The sequence below is a fragment of the Streptomyces sp. NPDC002144 genome (genome assembly GCF_053593695.1).
Genome location: NZ_JBSFDB010000007.1, coordinates 267715 through 285980 on the forward strand (window position 1 = coordinate 267715; position 18266 = coordinate 285980).

The window sequence follows — 18266 nt, forward strand, 5'->3', positions numbered from 1 at the left end:
CTTTCTCCTCATCTTCCTCACGACGCATCTCGCCGTGAGACGGATTTGGCACCTTCCCTAGCCGGGAGCCTCGCGGAATGATCAACGTTGATCTACGAGACCGGCTGGAGGGTTGCCGGGGCTTCATCGGGCCGTGTCCCTCTGCCCCTCTGGATGAGCGGTATTCGGTTGTACGTTCAATGACCTCGGACATGCGATGGTCATCGACGTTGTTCAAGACTGTAACCGAAGGCCAGGACAGTTGAGAGAGTCGTCCGAACCGCGAGACAAGTGAGGAGCCGCCTACGTGCTGGAAGAAGTCGAGCGCTGGCTGAGCACCCGCTCCTGGTCCGTCACCGACCGACCGCTCCACCAGATCCTGGCCGCCAAGCAGCGCACGGGCCGGACGGTGTCCGTCGTGCTGCCCGCGCTGAACGAGGAGGAGACGGTCGGCGACATCGTCGCGATCATCCGTCACGACCTGATGCAGCAGGTCCCCCTGGTCGACGAGATCGTCGTCGTCGACTCCGGCTCCACCGACCGCACGTCGGCGGTCGCCGCGTCGGCCGGCGCGCGGGTCGTCCACCGCGACGAGATCCTGCCCCGCCTCCCGGCCGTCCCCGGCAAGGGCGAGGTGCTGTGGCGCTCGCTGCTGGTCACCACCGGGGACATCGTCTGCTTCATCGACGCCGACCTGAAGGAGTTCTCCTCCGACTTCGTCTCCGGCATCGTCGGCCCGCTGCTCACCGACCCGGGGATCGACCTGGTCAAGGGCATGTACGACCGCCCGCTCGCCGGCGCGACCGGCCAGGGCGGCCGGGTCACCGAACTCATGGCCCGCCCGCTGCTCAACATGCACTGGCCGCAACTGGCCGGTTTCGTCCAGCCGCTCGGCGGCGAGTACGCGGCCCGGCGCAGCCTGCTGGAACAGCTGCCCTTCCCCGTCGGCTACGGCGTGGAGCTCGGCATGCTGGTCGACGCCCTGCACCTGGTCGGCCTCGACGCCCTCGCCCAGGTCGACGTCGGCGTCCGCAAGCACCGGCACCAGGACGGACAGGCCCTGGGCCGCATGGCCGCGGCCATCTACCGCACGGCCCAGCTCCGGCTCGCCCGCGGCCACCTCATCCGTCCCTCCCTCACCCAGTTCGAGCGGGGCGAGGACGGCTTCGAGCCGCGCACCTATTCGGTGGACACCGAGGAGCGGCCACCCATGGCGGAGATCGCGGAGTACGCGGAGCGCAAGGTCGCGTAACCCCGCGGAGCGGGCCGTATACGGGGCGAGGCCGTGAACCGGCCATACGTTTGAGTGTTTCCGGGCCGGGCTAGGTTGAGGCGTATGGCTTCCACGCACGGCGCTCATCAGGTGCTGGTCGCGTCCAACCGCGGCCCGGTCTCGTACGAGGTACAGGAGGACGGCTCGCTGGCCGCCAAACGGGGCGGCGGCGGGCTGGTCTCCGGTCTGTCGGCGATCGGGCCCGACGCGGGCGCCCTGTGGGTGTGCTCCGCGCTGTCCGACGGCGACCGGGAGGCGGTACGGCAGGGCGTCGGCGAGGAGGGCGTGCGCATGCTCGCCGTCCCGGCCGACGTGCACGCCGACGCGTACAACGGCATCGCCAACTCGGTGCTCTGGTTCGTCCACCACATGCTGTACCAGACCCCGCTGGAGCCGGTCTTCGACGCGGAGTTCCGGCGGCAGTGGGCGTCGTACGAGACGTACAACCGGGCGTTCGCCGAGGCGCTGGCCGAGGAGGCGGCCGAGGGCGCCGCGGTGCTGGTGCAGGACTACCACCTGACGCTGGTGCCGGGGATGCTGCGTGAGCTGCGCCCGGACCTCAGGATCGGTCACTTCTCGCACACGCCGTGGGCGCCGGTGGACTACTTCCGGATGCTGCCGGACGACATCGCCGAGCAGGTGCTGCGCGGCATGCTCGGCGCCGACCGTCTCGGTTTCCTGACCCGGCGCTGGGCGGACGCCTTCACGGCGTGCTGTACGGAACTGGTGGGCGGGCTCGGGAACACCGAGGTCGGCGTGCACGGGCTCGGGGCGGACGCGGACTTCCTGCGCCGGCGCTCGCACGAGGCCGACGTCGGCGAGCGGATGGCGGCCCTGCGGGAGGAGATCGGGGCCGGGCGGAAGACGATCGTGCGGGTCGACCGGACCGAGCTGTCGAAGAACATCGTGCGCGGGCTGCTGGCGTACCGGCAGCTGCTCGACGACCACCCGGAGTGGCGGGAGCGGGTCGTGCACGTGGCCTTCGCCTACCCCTCGCGGCAGGACCTCGCCGTGTACCGCGACTACACCGCCGCGGTGCAGCGGCTCGCGGAGGAGATCAACTCCCGGTACGGGACGCCCGGTTGGACCCCCGTCGCGCTGCACGTGAAGGACGACTTCGCGCGCTCGCTGGCCGCCTACCGCCTGGCCGACGTGGCCCTCGTCAACCCCATCCGCGACGGCATGAACCTGGTCGCCAAGGAGGTTCCGGTCGTCTCCGACGACGGCTGCGTCCTGGTGCTGTCCCGCGAGGCCGGCGCCTACGCCGAGCTGGGCGAGGACGCGATCACGGTGAACCCGTACGACGTGATCGGCACGGCGGAGGCGCTGCACACGGCGCTGACCCTGCCGCCGGAGGAGCTGGCCGAGCGCAGCAAGCGGCTGGTGGCGGCCGCCACCGCGCTGCCGCCGGCGCAGTGGTTCCTGGACCAGCTGAACGCGCTGGTGGATCAGCCGAGTTGAACCGCGAGGGCGGACAGGAGGCGTACGACCCCTGCCGGGCCGTCGACCACCAGGTCCGCCCTCTCCCTCAGCTCCGTGACCTCGTCGCTCCCGCTGCACACCAGCAGTCCGGGCATCCCGTCGGAGCGCAGCTTCTCCACCGCCCCGAAGGCCGGGAGGTCGCCCAGGTCGTCGCCGCCGTAGAGGACGGCCTCGGCGGAGATCTCCCGGACGTACTCACTCAGGGCCACGCCCTTGTCCATGCCCGGGGGCCGGAGTTCCAGGACCAGCCGGCCGGGCTCCACGATCAGGCCGTGCCGTGCCGCGAGGTCGCCCAGCGGCCCGCGCAACGCCTCGAACGCCGCCTGCGGGTCACTCGCCCGGCGGGTGTGCACGGCCAGCGCGCGGCCCTTCTCCTCGATCCAGGTGCCCCGCGCCTGCCCCGCGCCGGCCCGGTCGAGGAACCCGGGCAGTTCGGCGCGGACGGCGGCGACCCCGGGGTGCGGCGGCGGGGCCGTGACCTCGCCGCTCACCGCGTCCCAGCGCTCGGCGCCGTAGTGGCCGAGGACGACCAGGTGCTCGAGGCCCGGCACGCCCGCGAAGCCGCCGTGCCGTACGGCGACCTCCGCCGGGCGCCCGGTGACGACCGCGACCGCGGCCACCTTCGGGGCGAGCCGCGCCAGCGCGGGAACGGCGTCGGGGTGGGCACGGGCCTGTTCGGGGTCCGCGACGATCGGGGCGAGCGTCCCGTCGAAGTCAAGGCCGATCACGGCCTTCCCGGGATCAGCGAGAATCGCACCGAGCCCGTCCCGCCCGGCCGGGGTGACAGGCGTCGGCAGGGGATCCGTGTCCGTGTGGGTGCCCATACGGGGACCCTAACCGGGATGGGGCGAGACATGCGCGGCCGGCGGGTGCGGGAGAACGGTCGCTGGGGTCGGCTGGGGGTGCGGAAACCCTCAGCGTTCCGAGCGCCGCTGCTCGCGCACCCTTCTCAGTCTGTTCACCGTCACCGGGTCGTGGGCCAGGGCGCGCTCGTCGTCCAGGAGGGCGTTGAGCAGCTGGTAGTAGCGGACCGGGGCGAGCCCCAGCTCCTCCCGTATCGCCCGCTCCTTCGCGCCGGGGCCCGTGAAACCCCGGCGCTCCAGGGCGAGGACGGCCCGCTCCCGCTCCCCCAGCTGCTCTTCCCGGTCCATGCGACGAACCGTAGCGCCCGCCACTGACAGCCACCCCCGGCCGGCGGTGCCTAGTCGGAGCTCTCCGCCCTGGTCGCCGTGGACTGCAGCTGACCGAGGACGGCCGCCGGGCTGCCGTTCGGGGCGACCGCCTGGCCTATGCGCTGTTTGACCGCCGCGCTGACCGCCGCCCAGGACGTCTTGCCGACCGGCGGCAGCTCGGACTGCGGAAGCTCGTCCAGGAACGGCTTGAGCGCGGCGTCCCGCCGGTCGCCGCTCATCGCGTCGGACGCGGAGTTGGTGACCGGCAGCAGGTCGTACTCGCGGGAGAAGGCGAGGACGTTCTTCTCGCTGTAGACGAAGTCCAGGAAGTCACCGACCTGCTCGGCGTGGCCGTTCTTCTTGAAGGCCATCATCCAGTCGGCCACACCCATCGCGGTCGTGCTCGGCCCGTCGGCGCCGGGCATCGGCACCATGCCGAACTTCACGCCCTTCTTCGCGGCGATCTTCATCAGCGAGGGGTGCCCGTTGAGCATGCCGACCTCCCCCTTCGCGAAGGCCGCGAACGCGTCGGCCCGGTTGAGCTTGCCCGGCGCGACCGGACCGGTCAGCCCCTTGCCGACCAGGTCGTCCTTGAGCCAGTTGAGGGTGGCGACGTTCTCCGCCGAGTCGATGCCGTACGTGCCGACGGTGTCGGTGTAGCCGCCCCCGCCGCTGAGCATCCACTGCATGGTCTCGGCCTGCGCCTCCTCCGGCCCGAGCGGCAGCGCGTACGGGTACGTCACGCCCCGCGCCTTGAGCACCTCGGCGTCGGCGGCGAGTTGCTTCCAGGTCTTCGGCGCGCTGAGCCCGGCGTTCTTGAAGAGGGTCTTGTTGTAGAACAGCAGCCGGGTGGAGGCCGCGAACGGCATCCCGTACTGCACGCTGTTGACCTGCCCGGCGGTGGCCAGCTGGGAGGCGAAGTCGGCCTGCGTGCTGATGGAGAGCAGGTCGTCCGCCGAGTAGAGCAGGCCCTTGTCGGCGTAGTCGGCGTACGCGCCGATCTGCGCCAGGTCGGGCGCCTTGCCGTCGTCGACCATCTCCTTGACCTTGCGGTCGACGTCGTTCCAGGAGTAGACGGTGACATCGATCTTCACACCGGCGTGCTTCGCCTCGTACTCCTCGACCAGCCGGTCCCAGTACTTCTGCGAGCTGTTGGCGGCGGAGTCGCCGTAGTCCGCCGCGACCAGTCTCAGGGTCACGTCTCCCGAACCGCCGGTGACACCGCAGCCGCTCAGGGCCGCCGTCATGCCCAGCGCGGCGACCGCCGCCGCCGTTCCCGTCCTGCGTCGCTGCACTGCTATGCCACGCCCCAACTGTCTCGCCGTTCAATATGTGGACCGTTTTAAGGTCTACACCACGTAAGTGGACTAGACCTCTCGTGGGTCAGCGGGTCACACTACATCCCGTGAGACATGTCATCGCCCTCGATGTGGGCGGAACCGGGATGAAGGCCGCGCTCGTCGGCGCCGGCGGCGAGCTGCTGCACCAGGCCCGCCGGGCGACCGGACGCGAACGCGGCCCGGACGCCGTGGTCGAGGGCATCCTCGACTTCGCCGCCGAGCTGCGCGCCCACGGCGCCGACCGCTTCGGCGAACCCGCCACCGCGGCCGGCGTGGCCGTCCCGGGCATCGTCGACGAGCCGCGGGGCGTGGCCGCGTACTCGGCCAACCTCGGCTGGCGGGACGTACCCCTGCGCGACCTGCTGTCCCGGCGGCTCGGCGTGCCCGTCGCCCTCGGCCACGACGTGCGCACCGGCGGGCTCGCGGAGGGCCGGATCGGCGCGGGCCGGGGCGCGGACCGCTTCCTCTTCGTCCCCCTCGGCACCGGCATCGCGGGCGCCATCGGCATCGCGGGCCGGGTGGAGGCGGGCGCGCACGGCTTCGCGGGCGAGATCGGTCACATCGTCGTACGGCCCGGGGGCGCCCCCTGTCCGTGCGGTCAGGTCGGCTGCCTGGAGCGGTACGCCTCCGCGGCGGCCGTCAGCGAGGCCTGGGCCGCCGCCAGCGGTGACCCCGGCGCGGACGCCGCCGACTGCGCGAAGGCCGTCGCGTCCGGCGATCCGAACGCCGTCCGCGTCTGGCAGGAGGCGGTCGACGCGCTCGCCGACGGCCTGGTCACGGCCCTCACCCTGCTGGACCCGCGCACGCTGATCATCGGCGGCGGGCTCGCGGAGGCGGGGGAAACCCTGTTCACACCACTGCGGGAGGCGGTCGGGCGCCGGGTGACCTTCCAGAAGCTGCCGTCGATCGTCCCCGCGGCGCTGGGGGACGCGGCGGGCTGTCTCGGTGCCGGGCTGCTGGCCTGGGATCTCCTCGACACAACCGACCGCACCACAACCGACCGCACGGAGGTAACCACCTGATGGGTTCTACCAAGGTTCTCGCCGGTGCCCGGGTGGTGCTGCCCACGGGGGTCGTCCAGGACGGCCGTGTCGTCGTCGAGGACACGCGGATCGCGGCCACGGCTGCGGAGAACGCCGAGGTCGTCGACGTCTCGGGCCACTGGCTGGTGCCGGGGTTCGTCGACATCCACAACCATGGCGGGGGTGGGGCGTCCTTCACCTCGGGCACGGTCGACGAGGTGCTGCACGGCATCCACACCCACCGGCTGCACGGCACGACCACCCTCGTGGCCTCGACGGTCACCGGCGACATGGACTTCCTCGCCCAGCGGGCCGGGCTGCTGAGCGAGCTCGCCGAGCAGGGTGACGTCGCCGGCATCCACTTCGAGGGGCCCTTCATCTCGCCCTGCCGCAAGGGCGCCCACTCCGAGGAGCTGCTGCGCGACCCCGACCCCGCGGCGGTCCGCAAGCTGGTCGACGCCGCGCGCGGCAAGGCGAAGATGGTCACCCTCGCGACCGAACTGCCCGGCGGCATCGACTCCGTACGGCTGCTCGCCGAGCAGGGGGTGATCGCGGCGATCGGTCACACGGACGCCACGTACGAGCAGACCGTGGAGGCGATCGACGCGGGGGCGACGGTCGCGACGCACCTGTTCAACGCGATGCCGCAGATCGGGCACCGTGCCCCGGGCCCGATCACCGCCCTTCTGGAGGACGAGCGGATCACGGTCGAGCTCATCGACGACGGGACCCATCTGCATCCGGCCTCGCTCCAGTTGGCCTTCCACCACGCCGGCGCGGGCCGGGTCGCCTTCATCACGGACGCGATGGACGCGGCCGGTTTCGGCGACGGGCGCTACATGCTCGGCCCCCTGGAGGTCGAGGTCAGCGAAGGCGTGGCGCGGCTCGTGGAGGGCGGCTCCATCGCCGGGTCGACGCTCACGCTGGACCGTGCGTTCAAGCGGGCGGTCACGGTCGACGGGCTGTCCGTCGAGGACGTGGTGGCCGCGATCTCGGCGAACCCGGCCCGGCTGCTCGGCATGGACGACCGGATCGGTTCGCTGGAGGCCGGCAAGGACGCCGACCTGGTGGTTCTTGACCATCAATTCGACCTCAAGGGCGTGATGCGCCGGGGTGAATGGGTGGTCGATCCGCAACTGGGGTGATGTGTCCGGCTGTTGAGAGCGACGGTCGTCCTGTGAAAATAGGACGACCACGTTCTGCATGTCTTTCTCCGGGGGAGGTCGGCCCAGGTGATCCTCACGGTCACGCTGAACACCGCTCTCGACATCACGTACCGCGTCCGGGCGCTGCGTCCGCACTCCTCGCACCGGGTGACCGACGTGACGGAACGCCCCGGCGGCAAGGGCCTGAACGTGGCCCGGGTGCTGGCGGCCCTCGGCCATGAGGTGACGGTCACCGGTTTCACGGGCGGTGCGACCGGCCGCACGGTGCGGGAACAACTGACGGCCACGCCCGCACTGGTGGACGCCCTCGTCCCGGTCGCCGGCCCGACCCGGCGCACGATCGCCGTCGTCGACACGACCTCCGGTGACACGACCCAGCTCAACGAACCGGGCCCGACGGTCACACCCGCCGAGTGGTCGGCCTTCCAGGACGTGTACGAGGACCTGCTGTCCTCCATGTCGGCGGTGGCCCTGTGCGGCAGCCTGCCGCCGGGGGTGCCGGTGGGGGCGTACGCCGTCCTGGTCCGTCTGGCCCGGGCGGCGGGCGTTCCGGTGCTCCTCGACACGAGCGGCGAGCCCCTGCGGCGGGGGGTGGCCGCCCGCCCCGACCTGATCAAACCGAACGCCGACGAACTGGCCGAACTCACCGGCTCCCACGAACCGCTGCGCGCCACGCAGGACGCCCGCCGACGAGGAGCGACGGCGGTCGTCACCTCACTCGGCTCGGACGGCCTCCTCGCGGCCACCCCCGAGGGCCGCTGGCGAGCCACCCCACCGACCCACCTCCACGGCAACCCGACAGGCGCGGGCGACTCCGCGGTGGCGGGCCTCCTGTCCGGCCTGGTCGAACAACTCCCTTGGCCGGCCCGCCTGTCCCGAGCGGTCGCCCTGTCAGCGGCGACGGTACTGGCCCCCGTGGCCGGCGAGTTCGACCGCGCGGCCTACGAGGAACTGGTGGGGCGGGTCGCGGTGACGGGCGAGGTCACCGCGGCCTGATCCCGGCCGCTAGTTCTTGACCTGGCCCGCCTTCAGCCACAACTGGTCGAGCAGGACGTTGCACTTGTCGCCGGCCTGGCAGGAGAGCGTGATCGTGTTGGTGCCCTGCTTGAGGGAGGGCCAGGCGTAGGTCTTGGTCCAGCCGTGCGCGAAGTCGCCGTCCTTGGCGTGCGCGAAGTTGCCCAGGTTCAGCTTGCTTCCGAAGGTCTTGCCGTTGACGCTGAGCGTCATCGACTGGTCCTCGCCGGCCGCGCTGAAGTATGCGAAGACGGTGTAGACACCCGCCTTGGGGATGCCGTCGATCGTCCATGTGGCCGACGCGCCCTGGTTGTTCAGGTTGGTGACATAGCTGCCGCCGTCCGACTTCGCGCCCTCGACGTCCGACGCGACCGTCGCGCCACCCCCCAGCTGGAGGTCCTTGGCGTCGGTCTTGGGAAGGTCCGCTGCCGCGCTGGCGCTGGCCGACCGGCTCGGCTGGGCGCTCTGGGACGTGGACGTCGTCGGCGTGGAGCCGCCGCTCGCCTTGTTGTCCGAGTCGTCCCCGCCCATGATCGCCACGCCGATGCCGATGACCACCGCGGCGACCACCGCTATCGCGCCGATCAGCAGCCCCTTGGTGTTGGGACCACCGCTGCGGCCACCGCCCCCGCCCCGGGACGCCGGCTGCTGCGGGGCCGTCGGGGTGCCGCCGCCGGGGAAGGTCTCGGGAGCCGCGTAGTGGGCGCTCGGCTGGCCGTACGCACCCTGCTGCTGCGGCACCTGACCGTACGCGGCGGTCTGCTGCTGCGTCGGAGCCGGCTGGCCGTACTGCCGCTGGCCGACCGCGCGCGTCCGGTTGACCGAGCCCGGGTAGCCGTAGCCACCGCCACCGGACGGCGGCTGGGCGCCATTGGCCTGCCCATCGGCGTAGAGGTAGCCGAACGGGTCGTCGTCCTCGGGCGTGCTGGCGCCGTTGTGGCCGGACGTCATCCCTTGGTGCTCCTAGCGGGTGCGGGTCGGTGCGATACGTGGGGTCAGGATGGCGAGCCTACCCGCTCTCCATGCCCCAAACGGGTGACTCGGATCGCATCGTCCCGCGGATGTGCCCCCTGACCTGGGGATCATCCCGCTCGTCTGTGCTGTTTGGGACGAGATCGTTTCTCTACGTACATCCGCTCGTCGGCTGACTTCAACACTTCGTCCGCGGTCATGCCGCAGTGTGCCCATCCGATGCCGAAGCTGGCGCCCACCCGCATGGCCCGCCCGTCGACCCGGATGGGCTGGATGATCTCGTTGCGCAGCCGTACGGCGAGGTCCTGGGCGTCGGCCCGGCCGAGCCCGTCGGCGAGCACCACGAACTCGTCGCCGCCGAGACGCGCCACGGTGTCACCGTCGCGCACCCCCCGGGACAGCCGCCGGGCGACCTCGATGAGCACCGCGTCGCCCGCGTTGTGCCCGAACCGGTCGTTGATCGACTTGAAGCCGTCGAGGTCGCAGAAGAGCACCGCGAGCCCCTTGGTGCCGTCGTCGCGCTCGCCCTCGGGGGCGACGGTGTGCACATGGTGGTCGTAGCCGTCGAACATCTCGGCACCGCCCGGCCGGAAGTCGAAGCCGTGGCCGTTGGCGTCGAAGGCCGGGTGGCCGTAGGCCGCGTCCAGGGACTCCAGGGCGCCCGGGTGGGCGGCCCGCTGACAGAGCCGGGAGGACAGGCGCGAGCGGAGCTCGGCGGAGTTCGGCAGGCCGGTGAGGGAGTCATGGGAGGCGCGGTGGGCGAGATGCAGCTCGCGGCGCTTGCGCTCCTCTATGTCCTCGACGTGGGTGAGCAGGAAGCGGGGGCCGTCGGCGGCGTCCGCGACGACGGAGTTGCGCAGGGAGACCCAGACGTAGGTGCCGTCCCGGCGGCCGAGGCGCAGCTCCGCGCGCCCGCCCTCGGCGGAGGTCCGCAGCAGGGTGCCTATGTCCTCGGGGTGGACGAGGTCGGAGAAGGAGTAACGGCGCATTGCGGAGGCGGGGCGGCCGAGCAGCCGGCACAGGGCGTCGTTGGTGCGCAGTATTCGCCCGTGCTGGTCGCCGCCCATCTCGGCGATGGCCATGCCCGAGGGGGCGTACTCGAAGGCCTGCCGGAAGCTCTCCTCGCTCGCCCTGAGGGCCTGCTGCTCCCTTTCGAGCCTGACCAGTGCACGCTGCATGTTGGCGCGCAGCCGGGCGTTGCTGATCGCTATCGCGGCCTGGAACGCGTACATCTGGAGCGCTTCGCGTCCCCATGCGCCCGGCCGGCGGCCGTTGCGCGGGCGGTCCACGGACAGCACGCCGATCAGCTCACCGCAGGAGCCGCCCGGCACGCCGGGTGTGTACATGGGCGCGAACAGCCGGTCGGCGGGGTGCCACTCGTCCTCGAAGCGGGGCGCGGGCCCGTCGGTGTACCACTGCGGGACGTCGTCGTCGTCGAGGACCCAGCCCTCGGTGTGCGGTATGAAGACCAGGTCGCCCCAGTGCTCACCCATGGTCAGGCGGCGCTCCCAGGATTCGCGGGAGCCGACCCGGCCGGTGATCAGCGCCTCGGCCGCGGCGTTGCCGGCGAAGGCGGCGACGACGAGGTCGCCGTCGGGGCGGACCAGGTTGACGCACGCCAGCTCGTAACCGAGGCCGTTGACCACACCGTCGGCGACGGTCTGCAGTGTGTCCGCCAGGCTGCGGGCCGTGTTCATATCGGCCATGACCTGGTGCAGTTGTCGCAGAGTCGCAAGACGGACGTAGGGCTCCGACTCGGTCTCCATACTCGCCCTCCCCCCGAGACCTCGCAGCGAATCAAGGGTTCTCATCGGCGTATCGTTCTGGCAGCTTCCCCGCCACTGAATCACAGCGCGCTGCCCACTCGGTACACAGGGTCAACAATTCCCGCCTCTTGTGACTCAAGTCACAGCGAAAGATGAACAATTGAGTGGGGTTTCTGCGTTTTTCCTGTGCGTTTACTGGACGCGAACTTTGGTTATGTGGCGAACTCCGCCGCTGGTCCTAGGTCCGGCCTCGGCCCGACGCCCGATGCGGCCGGCGGCGACGGGAGATTAGCGTTTCGAGCGTGCCGAACACATCCCTTGCCACGTCCCCGATCACTGTCCCGTCGCCCGCCGGGCATGCTGAGGGGGTGAGCAACGACGAGTTCCGCGCCGCCATGTCCCGGCTGGCCGCGGGCGTGGTCCTGGTGACCGCGCAGGAGCCGCCGCTGGACCCCGACGACCCGTCGGCGCCGGCCGGCGAGGACGTCGGCATGACGGCGACGGCCTTCCTGTCGGTCTCCCTCGACCCGCCCCTGGTGCTGGTCAGCCTGCGCACCGGTGCCCGCATGGACGACCTGCTCGACGAACAGCCCCTGTGGGGGGTCTCGGTCCTCTCCGAGAGCCAGCGCCACATCGCCGGCCGCTTCGCCATGAAGGGCCGCATCAGCGACCGGCTGCTCTTCGAGGACATCCCGTACGTCCGCGGCAAGGCGACCGGGGCGCCCCTGGTGGGCGGCGCCCTGGCGACCCTGGAGTGCCGCACCGAGCAGCGGGTGATCGCCGGCGACCACACCCTGGTGATCGGCCGCGTCCTGACGGCGGACGTACCGAGCGCGGACGGGGGGCCGCTGACGTACTTCCGGGGGCGCTACCGGCAGTTGGGCTGACCCGCGGCACGCAAAATCCGTGGCACGCGCGCGTGGCCCGCTCCTAGGGTGCGCGCATGACGACGACCGGCCCCCTCCTCGAAGAGATCACCACCACCAACCTGGAGGCCGCCCTCGCCGTCCGCGTCCGGCCCGACCAGGAACACGCGGTCGCGCCCGTCGCCCACTCCCTCGCCGAGGCCTACGTCCGTCCCCCGGACGTCGCCTGGCCCCGGCTGATCGTCGACGGTGACCGGGCCGTCGGCTTCCTGATGGCCTTCTTCGACATCGACTGGAACCAGGACGGCACGCTCTTCCGCTCGGGCCTGTGGCGGCTGAACATCGCGGCCGGTGAACAGGGGCGCGGGTACGGGCGGTTCGCGGTCGCGTCGGTGGCCGAGGAGATCCGCCGCCGGGGCGGGAAACAGTGCTATGTCACATGGCACCCCGGCCCCGACGGCCCGGAGGGCTTCTACCTGGGCCTCGGCTTCCGCACCACGGGCGAGACGAGCGGCGGCCAGACCGTCGGTGTGCTGGACCTCACCTAGGACCCTCTTCCGCGAGCTCGACGTCCTGCTCCGCCACGCGCGAGCGGTCCGTCACGATGTCGATCACCGCGATCCGGTCCCGTACGAACGTGAAGGCGAGCGTACGGTCCAGCTGCCCCTCCACGTACACCGCGAGGCCCGTACGGCCGCCGACCACGGCAGGGCGGGCCAAGTAGCCGAAGTGCCGGAAGCTGGAGGCGCCCTTGGCCACCGCGGCCGCGCCGGTGGTCACACCCACCTCGGTGCGGGCGACGACGTCGGGGTCCAGCAGCTCCACCAGCGCCTCGAAGTTACCCTCCCGCGCGGCCGCCAGAAAGGCGTTCACGACCCTCCGCTGCCGTACCCGGTCGGCGTCCGGAGCCTGCGCGCCCTGCACCCGCCGACGCGCCCGGCTGGCCAGCTGCCGCGCCGCCACGGGGCTGCGCCCGACGATGTCCGCGACCTCCTCGTAGGACACCGCGAACAGGTCGTGCAGCACGAACGCCAGCCGCTCCGCGGGCGTCAGCGTCTCCAGGACGACCAGCAGCGCGACGCCCACGGAGTCGGCGAGCAGCGCGTCCCGCTCGGGGTCGGCGGCCGAGACCTCCGCCACGCGCGCGTGCGTCTCCAGCGGCTCCTCCGCGCGGGACTTGCGCGAGCGCAGCATGTCCAGGCAGACCCGGCCCACCACGGTCGTCAGCCAGCCGCCGAGGTTGTCCACCCGCCCGGCGTCGGTACGGCTCAGCCGGAACCAGGCCTCCTGCACGGCGTCGTCGGCTTCGGCGGCCGACCCGAGCATGCGGTAGGCGACGGCCCGAAGATGACTTCGGTGTGATTCGAAGCGCCGGGCGAGGAATTCATTCCCGGCCGCATTACCGGCCTCCGCATTACCGGCCGCCCCCGCGGGAAATTCGCTGGCGTCCATACTCGTCACTCCTCACACCCCGGTCCCTTGTCGACGACATGACGGACGGAGGGGCCTGGATGTGACAGAGGACGTTCTACGAATGCGCCAAGCACCCTTGCACGCTTCTCCCGCCCGGGGCCCTACCCCCAGTTCCGGCCGGACCGCCCCCGCTTGGTCTCGGACCGCTGCTTCTTCTCCCGCAGGCGCCGCTCGTTGATCCCGCGGGGAATCCGGGTGGGCCGGCGCGGCTTCGGCGGCGGCGCGGTGGCCTCGGCGAGCAGGGCGGCCAGCCGTACGGCGGCGGTCTCACGGTTGCGCCACTGCGAGCGATGCTCGGACGCGCGTACGACGACCACGCCGCCGTCGACCAGCCGGCCGGCCAGCCGCTCCAGCGCCCGCGCCTTCCACACCTCGGGCAGCGCCTCCGTGTTGGCCAGGTCGAAGCGCAGCTCCACCTGGGAGTCACTGGTGTTGACGTGCTGGCCTCCCGGCCCCGACGACCGCGAGAAACGCCACATGAGCTCGGCCTCGGGGAGCGAGACGGAGCCGCGGATGAGGTAGGGACCGGACATGTCCCCATGGTCGCGCGTCTGACCGGCACACGTCACGCGATTAACGTTCACCCGAAGTTCGGTAAAGAAAGTAAAGGGAGCTGGAACCTTCCGTACCCCTCGTGGCGTTCATACGGGTAGCTGTAGCTTCAAGCCCGTACGCGGTACCGCGCCGTACGCACACGAGGGAAAGGACTCCCAACCATGGCTGTAAGCCTGTCCAAGGGTGGCAACGTCTCGCTCACCAAGGAGGCTCCGGGCCTGACCGCCGTCACCGTGGGCCTCGGCTGGGACGTCCGCACCACCACCGGCACGGACTTCGACCTCGATGCCTCCGCGATCGCTGTCAACGCGCAGGGCAAGGTCTACTCGGACGCCCACTTCGTCTTCTTCAACAACAAGCAGACCCCGGACAACACCATCGTCCACACCGGCGACAACCGCACGGGTGAGGGCGAGGGCGACGACGAGGCGATCAACGTCAACCTGGCGGCCCTGCCGGCCGACATCGACAAGATCGTCTTCCCGGTCTCCATCTACGACGCGGAGACCCGCTCGCAGAACTTCGGCCAGGTCCGCAACGCCTACATCCGCATCGTCAACCAGGCCGGCGGCGCCGAGATCGCCCGCTACGACCTCTCCGAGGACGCGGCCACGGAGACGGCGATGGTCTTCGGCGAGCTGTACCGCAACGGCGCGGAGTGGAAGTTCCGCGCGGTCGGCCAGGGCTACGCGTCCGGCCTGGTCGGCATCGCCCAGGACTTCGGCGTCAACGTCTGACGCACGCTGCGCTGAGCGGGAGCCCCTTGGCTGCGGTTCGCCGCGGCCGGGGGCTCCGGCGTCATGCCTGGGACACGAAGGCGGTCCAGGTGGTGGGGGTGAAGGTCAGGCGGGGGCCCGTGGTGTTCTGCTTGGAGTCGCGGACGTGGATGGCGACGGGGGTGCTGGCGACCTCGACGCAGGAGTCGCCTTCGCTGCTGCTGCTGTAGCTGCTCTTGAACCACGCCGGCTCGGAGGGCTCCCCGGCCGAGGCGTTGCGGATCATGTCTCCCCCAGCAGTTGTTCGATGAAGGCGGCCGACTCACGCGGGGTGAACGCCTGAGCCCGGATGATGCCATACCGCAGTTCAAGGATACGGAGCTGCTTGGCATCCGTGACCGGCCGGCCGTTCGAGACCGCCGGTGAACGTCCCACTGCGGACCCGTCCTCGAACTTCAACACCTCGATGCCGCCCGCCAGCCCGGCATGCTCCTCGCGGTCCATGGGCATCACCTGCAGCTCGACGTTGCGCAACTGACCGATCTCCAGGAGGTGTTCGAGTTGACGGCGCAGCACCGGCCTCCCCCCGAGTGGACGTCGTAGCGTCCACTCCTCCAGGACGAAGCTGAGTTCGGGGGCCGGGTCCCTCTCGAACACGGCCTTGCGGGCCACGCGAGCGGCGATGAAGCGCTCCACCTCGTCCTCGATATACGCGGGCCGCCGCATGAGCAGCAACGCGCGTGCGTACTCCGGCGTCTGCAACAACCCGTGGATGTTCAGGGGGTCGTACAGCTGGGACTCGACCGCCTTCTCCTCCAGCTTCCCCAGCTCCCGCACCTTCTTCGGGTACCGGACCTTCTTCACGTCCTCCCAGGTCGCCGAGATCAGCCCACCCGCGCCCAGCACCTCGTCGGCCCTGTCCAGATACTCCTGTCGGGGAATCCGCTTGCCGCCCTCGATCTTGTAGACGAGATCCTCGCCGTACCCCACCGCCGTCCCGAAGTCGGCGGCCCGCATGCCGACGGCCTCCCGCCGCAGCTTGATCTGCCGGCCGACCGTGGCGATGACGGCGACACCCCACTCGTCGTCCGGGTCCACCTCCCAACCCGGCTCGTCCGCTTCGGTCTTGAGCCGCCCCGTGTCCACCGACATACCGCACCCCTCCGCCACGTCGCCGCCTCCCGACGCCCTACCCCTACAACCGCCGCGGACAGCCCGGACACCAGCGGACAAGCTCCGGACAGTCACCGTACGCAACGGCGTTGTCACTGTTCACGGTAGGCGCACGTGGCCACGCTGAGTGACGTGAATCAGCAAACCGCCACCCCCATCCGCAGTTTCAGCGTCCTGCTCTCCCCCACCCCACGCGGAGCGCGCCTGGCCCGGCTGCTGGCAACGGAGCAACTGCGCGCCTGGGGACTCCCGTTGGACCCGGCGGCGCTGATCGTCGCCGAACTCGCCAACAACGCCGCGACCCACGGCCGCGTACCCGGCCGGAACTTCCAGCTCCTGCTCTACGTCGTCGGCGCCACCCTACGTATCGAGGTCACGGACACCCGGGGCGACCGCCTGCCCCGCCCACAAGCACTCGCTCCCGATGGCGAGTCCGGCCGGGGCCTGCTCCTCGTGGACGCTCTCGCCGACCGCTGGGAGTGACCCGGGACCGACCGCCCCGCAAAACGGTCTGGGCGGAGTGCGCTGCGCACCATGCGTGAACGAATTGTCACAGCGTGTGTGTTCAGCGAGTAAGATCGAACCGTGACGCACCCCACGGGTGCGTCCTCCCTTCACTCCGGGCCCCACCTCTTCGGGGCCCGGCCCGACGAGAGCGGTCCCGGGACCGTGCAGTGGCCGCCTCACGTCGAAGGGAGGACGCCCCCTGATGGGCGGTCACGAGGAGCAGAAACCGACCATCGCCATGCGGCTGATCCGACTCCTGCCGGAGCGGGCGGCGAAGTGCGCGAGGAGGTGGCTGCTCTGGTGGCTCAGCAGGTAGCCGGATATCCCCATACGGCGTGGGGACATCCGACAGGCTCCTGTTGAGCCGGGCCCCCGTTCGGAGTTCGCGCTCCGGCGGGGGCCCACCTGCATCGGTGGCTCAGAAGGTAGCCGGATATCCCCACGGATCCTGGGGACATCCGGCACGCTCTTGCTGAGCTGGGGCCTCCGCCTGGACAACCGGTCCGGGTGGGGGCCCTCCTTGTGCCCAAGTACAGCACAGGGGACGCCACGGCGGCACCCGGAACCACCGAAGCCCGACCCCCCGCACTCCGGTCTGACCTGCGCTCCCTATGAACCACCCACTGGCGATAAAGCACCCCACCAAACCCCACCCCTCCCTCCCGCCGGGCAAACTCACTCCCGCGAGTGAATATGCCCAACTCGGCTGGATTTCGGACCGGTTGCCTGCCTTACGCTCACCGCAGCAAGACCGCACGCCACGACACAACCCCAGACATGCGACGGCCCCCGCCGGGACTGGCATCCCAATGCGAGGGCCTGACCACCGAGGAAGAAGGACGCTTCCCGATGGATACGGAAAACCCTAGCGCGCCCTCGCGCGCCCAGTCCCGCATCCCGGGCAAAAACCACCCCCACGCGCGACCGCACTCCGGCGTCGTCCACGACAACGCCCGCCACACCGAGAACTTCACGGTGATCGGCAACCACCTCGCCCAGCACCCTGAACTGTCACTCCTCGCCATCGGGCTGGCGACCTACATCCAGTCGGTGCGCCAGGGCACCGCCATCGACATCAAGACCCTCGCCGACCGCTTCCCCGAGGGCCCCACCCGTATCGCCGCCGCCCTGAAAGAACTCGAAGCACACGGCTACCTCCGCCGCACCCGCGAACGCACCCCCACCGGCCGCATCGTCACCCGCACGGTCTCCTGCAACCGTCCAGGACACCGCACGGCCCCCGCCGCCACCACCAACAGGCCCGCCCTCCGTACGACGGCCGCCGCCCCGGACAAACCACCTCCCCGCAAGAAGCGCCTCCCTGCCGTACCCCAACCCGCATGCACCGCCCCCGCCCTCCTCCAGACGGCCCTCGACGTCCTTGCCGGCCTACGCCGCCGCGACCCCCGCCTCTTCCTCTCCGCCACCGACGCCGAGCACCTCGCCCCGGGCGTCGCCGCCTGGCTGGAACGCGACATCACCCCCATCGCCGTACGCCACGCCCTCACCGAGAACCTCCCGAACGAACCCCTGATCCGCCCCGCCGCCTTCCTCGCCCACCGCCTGACCGCCCAGCTACCACCCCTGCCACCACCCCGGCCCCCGGCCGCACCCATCCCGGAACCCATCCACCCCTTCCAGACCTGCGACGGCTGCGACCGCGTCTTCCGCTCGCCCTCCCCCGGGTGCTGCCGCGGCTGCCGATCCGACCTCCCGGAAGCCGTGTGAACATGCGAGCCCTCGCCCAGTCCGGCCCGGATACCCTGGCAGGGGTACTCCTGGAGGGCATC

At 71.0% G+C, this 18266-nt stretch carries 19 protein-coding genes, 1 pseudogene and 1 riboswitch; of the genes and pseudogenes, 10 read left to right on the forward strand and 10 right to left on the reverse strand.

The features are described from left to right. Positions 1 to 5: 5 nt before the first annotated feature. Positions 6 to 160: riboswitch (SAM riboswitch) on the reverse strand. 126 nt (positions 161 to 286) lie between these two features. Together ACWCQ1_RS13595 and ACWCQ1_RS13600 are read left to right on the forward strand one after the other, a co-directional pair. Further along, a complete protein-coding gene (locus ACWCQ1_RS13595) occupies positions 287 to 1231 on the forward strand; it encodes a glucosyl-3-phosphoglycerate synthase (RefSeq protein ID WP_451026514.1) in 945 nt (314 codons plus the stop codon). An 84-nt stretch (positions 1232 to 1315) separates the two neighbouring features. Beyond that, positions 1316 to 2713, forward strand: a complete 1398-nt coding sequence (locus ACWCQ1_RS13600; RefSeq protein WP_451026515.1) for an alpha,alpha-trehalose-phosphate synthase (UDP-forming) — start codon at positions 1316 to 1318, stop codon at positions 2711 to 2713. On the opposite strand, the gene otsB is transcribed toward ACWCQ1_RS13600, so the two are convergent. From otsB to ACWCQ1_RS13615, 3 genes are all read right to left on the reverse strand, one after another. Further along, a complete protein-coding gene (gene otsB, locus ACWCQ1_RS13605; protein ID WP_451026516.1) occupies positions 2701 to 3558 on the reverse strand; it encodes a trehalose-phosphatase in 858 nt (285 codons plus the stop codon). The two genes, ACWCQ1_RS13600 and otsB, sit on opposite strands and share 13 nt — an antisense overlap. Positions 3559 to 3648: 90 nt before the next feature. After that, entirely contained in the window at positions 3649 to 3885 is a 237-nt protein-coding gene (locus ACWCQ1_RS13610) for a DUF3263 domain-containing protein (RefSeq protein WP_133045667.1), read from the reverse strand. Between the two features lie 50 nt (positions 3886 to 3935). Beyond that, positions 3936 to 5201, reverse strand: coding sequence for an ABC transporter substrate-binding protein (locus ACWCQ1_RS13615; protein ID WP_358592302.1), 1266 nt, complete (start codon positions 5199 to 5201; stop codon positions 3936 to 3938). Between the two features lie 110 nt (positions 5202 to 5311). Here ACWCQ1_RS13615 and ACWCQ1_RS13620 point away from each other — a divergent pair, with 110 nt between their 5' ends. From ACWCQ1_RS13620 to ACWCQ1_RS13630, 3 genes are all read left to right on the forward strand, one after another. Next, the gene (locus ACWCQ1_RS13620; protein WP_451026517.1) at positions 5312 to 6268 is read left to right on the forward strand and encodes an ROK family protein; all 957 of its coding nucleotides are present in this window, start codon (positions 5312 to 5314) and stop codon (positions 6266 to 6268) included. Continuing rightward, positions 6268 to 7413: an N-acetylglucosamine-6-phosphate deacetylase gene (gene nagA / locus ACWCQ1_RS13625; RefSeq protein ID WP_451026518.1), complete on the forward strand. Its 1146-nt coding sequence runs from the start codon at positions 6268 to 6270 to the stop codon at positions 7411 to 7413. Before ACWCQ1_RS13620 ends, nagA begins: the two co-directional genes overlap by 1 nt. Before the next feature lie 87 nt (positions 7414 to 7500). Next, positions 7501 to 8430: a 1-phosphofructokinase family hexose kinase gene (locus ACWCQ1_RS13630; RefSeq protein WP_358592294.1), complete on the forward strand. Its 930-nt coding sequence runs from the start codon at positions 7501 to 7503 to the stop codon at positions 8428 to 8430. A 9-nt stretch (positions 8431 to 8439) separates the two neighbouring features. Here the strand turns inward: ACWCQ1_RS13630 and ACWCQ1_RS13635 are convergent, their stop codons facing one another. Next, positions 8440 to 9399, reverse strand: coding sequence for a carbohydrate-binding protein (locus ACWCQ1_RS13635; RefSeq protein WP_133045671.1), 960 nt, complete (start codon positions 9397 to 9399; stop codon positions 8440 to 8442). 131 nt (positions 9400 to 9530) lie between these two features. Further along, the gene (gene cdgB / locus ACWCQ1_RS13640; protein WP_133045672.1) at positions 9531 to 11186 is read right to left on the reverse strand and encodes a diguanylate cyclase CdgB; all 1656 of its coding nucleotides are present in this window, start codon (positions 11184 to 11186) and stop codon (positions 9531 to 9533) included. Between the two features lie 302 nt (positions 11187 to 11488). On the opposite strand from cdgB, the gene ACWCQ1_RS13645 reads away from it, so the two are divergent. Both ACWCQ1_RS13645 and ACWCQ1_RS13650 read left to right on the forward strand, forming a co-directional pair. Beyond that, positions 11489 to 12073 (forward strand): flavin reductase family protein, encoded by a 585-nt coding sequence (locus tag ACWCQ1_RS13645; protein ID WP_133045673.1) that lies wholly within the window; start codon positions 11489 to 11491, stop codon positions 12071 to 12073. 56 nt (positions 12074 to 12129) lie between these two features. Further along, on the forward strand, positions 12130 to 12600 hold the full coding sequence (locus tag ACWCQ1_RS13650; protein ID WP_358592288.1) for a GNAT family N-acetyltransferase: 471 nt from the start codon (positions 12130 to 12132) through the stop codon (positions 12598 to 12600). Here the strand turns inward: ACWCQ1_RS13650 and ACWCQ1_RS13655 are convergent. Next, complete coding sequence (locus ACWCQ1_RS13655) at positions 12593 to 13504, reverse strand: sigma-70 family RNA polymerase sigma factor (RefSeq protein ID WP_358592285.1); 912 nt, start codon at positions 13502 to 13504, stop codon at positions 12593 to 12595. The genes ACWCQ1_RS13650 and ACWCQ1_RS13655 overlap by 8 nt on opposite strands. 122 nt (positions 13505 to 13626) lie before the next feature. Then, on the reverse strand, positions 13627 to 14058 hold the full coding sequence (gene arfB / locus ACWCQ1_RS13660; protein WP_133045676.1) for an alternative ribosome rescue aminoacyl-tRNA hydrolase ArfB: 432 nt from the start codon (positions 14056 to 14058) through the stop codon (positions 13627 to 13629). A 183-nt stretch (positions 14059 to 14241) separates the two neighbouring features. Here arfB and ACWCQ1_RS13665 point away from each other — a divergent pair, with 183 nt between their 5' ends. Next, a complete protein-coding gene (locus tag ACWCQ1_RS13665) occupies positions 14242 to 14817 on the forward strand; it encodes a TerD family protein (RefSeq protein WP_133045677.1) in 576 nt (191 codons plus the stop codon). 61 nt (positions 14818 to 14878) lie between these two features. On the opposite strand, the gene ACWCQ1_RS13670 is transcribed toward ACWCQ1_RS13665, so the two are convergent. After that, positions 14879 to 15082: a DUF397 domain-containing protein gene (locus ACWCQ1_RS13670; RefSeq protein ID WP_358592282.1), complete on the reverse strand. Its 204-nt coding sequence runs from the start codon at positions 15080 to 15082 to the stop codon at positions 14879 to 14881. After that, positions 15079 to 15948, reverse strand: a complete 870-nt coding sequence (locus ACWCQ1_RS13675) for a helix-turn-helix domain-containing protein (protein WP_451026519.1) — start codon at positions 15946 to 15948, stop codon at positions 15079 to 15081. The genes ACWCQ1_RS13670 and ACWCQ1_RS13675 overlap by 4 nt, the downstream gene beginning before the upstream one ends. A gap of 144 nt (positions 15949 to 16092) precedes the next feature. On the opposite strand from ACWCQ1_RS13675, the pseudogene ACWCQ1_RS13680 reads away from it, so the two are divergent. Continuing rightward, positions 16093 to 16511: pseudogene (locus ACWCQ1_RS13680) on the forward strand (ATP-binding protein). 175 nt (positions 16512 to 16686) lie between these two features. On the opposite strand, the gene ACWCQ1_RS13685 reads toward ACWCQ1_RS13680, so the two are convergent. Next, complete coding sequence (locus tag ACWCQ1_RS13685; protein WP_451026520.1) at positions 16687 to 16821, reverse strand: hypothetical protein; 135 nt, start codon at positions 16819 to 16821, stop codon at positions 16687 to 16689. A 504-nt stretch (positions 16822 to 17325) separates the two neighbouring features. Between ACWCQ1_RS13685 and ACWCQ1_RS13690 the strand changes: the two genes are divergently transcribed. Continuing rightward, positions 17326 to 18204 carry a helix-turn-helix domain-containing protein gene (locus ACWCQ1_RS13690; protein ID WP_451026521.1) on the forward strand — a complete coding sequence of 293 codons (879 nt, stop codon included), beginning with the start codon at positions 17326 to 17328 and terminating at the stop codon, positions 18202 to 18204. Positions 18205 to 18266: the final 62 nt, after the last annotated feature.

Bases quoted from the DNA above. Each gene is read 5' to 3' on its own strand.
- ACWCQ1_RS13600 (WP_451026515.1), top strand. From the start codon at position 1,316: ATGGCTTCCACGCACGGCGCTCATCAGGTGCTGGTCGCGTCCAACCGC.
- otsB (WP_451026516.1), bottom strand. From the start codon at position 3,558: ATGGGCACCCACACGGACACGGATCCCCTGCCGACGCCTGTCACCCCG.
- ACWCQ1_RS13610 (WP_133045667.1), bottom strand. From the start codon at position 3,885: ATGGACCGGGAAGAGCAGCTGGGGGAGCGGGAGCGGGCCGTCCTCGCC.
- nagA (WP_451026518.1), top strand. From the start codon at position 6,268: ATGGGTTCTACCAAGGTTCTCGCCGGTGCCCGGGTGGTGCTGCCCACG.
- ACWCQ1_RS13635 (WP_133045671.1), bottom strand. From the start codon at position 9,399: ATGACGTCCGGCCACAACGGCGCCAGCACGCCCGAGGACGACGACCCG.
- cdgB (WP_133045672.1), bottom strand. From the start codon at position 11,186: ATGGAGACCGAGTCGGAGCCCTACGTCCGTCTTGCGACTCTGCGACAA.
- ACWCQ1_RS13650 (WP_358592288.1), top strand. From the start codon at position 12,130: ATGACGACGACCGGCCCCCTCCTCGAAGAGATCACCACCACCAACCTG.
- ACWCQ1_RS13655 (WP_358592285.1), bottom strand. From the start codon at position 13,504: ATGGACGCCAGCGAATTTCCCGCGGGGGCGGCCGGTAATGCGGAGGCC.
- arfB (WP_133045676.1), bottom strand. From the start codon at position 14,058: ATGTCCGGTCCCTACCTCATCCGCGGCTCCGTCTCGCTCCCCGAGGCC.
- ACWCQ1_RS13665 (WP_133045677.1), top strand. From the start codon at position 14,242: ATGGCTGTAAGCCTGTCCAAGGGTGGCAACGTCTCGCTCACCAAGGAG.
- ACWCQ1_RS13670 (WP_358592282.1), bottom strand. From the start codon at position 15,082: ATGATCCGCAACGCCTCGGCCGGGGAGCCCTCCGAGCCGGCGTGGTTC.
- ACWCQ1_RS13675 (WP_451026519.1), bottom strand. From the start codon at position 15,948: ATGTCGGTGGACACGGGGCGGCTCAAGACCGAAGCGGACGAGCCGGGT.
- ACWCQ1_RS13685 (WP_451026520.1), bottom strand. From the start codon at position 16,821: ATGTCCCCACGCCGTATGGGGATATCCGGCTACCTGCTGAGCCACCAG.
- ACWCQ1_RS13690 (WP_451026521.1), top strand. From the start codon at position 17,326: ATGGATACGGAAAACCCTAGCGCGCCCTCGCGCGCCCAGTCCCGCATC.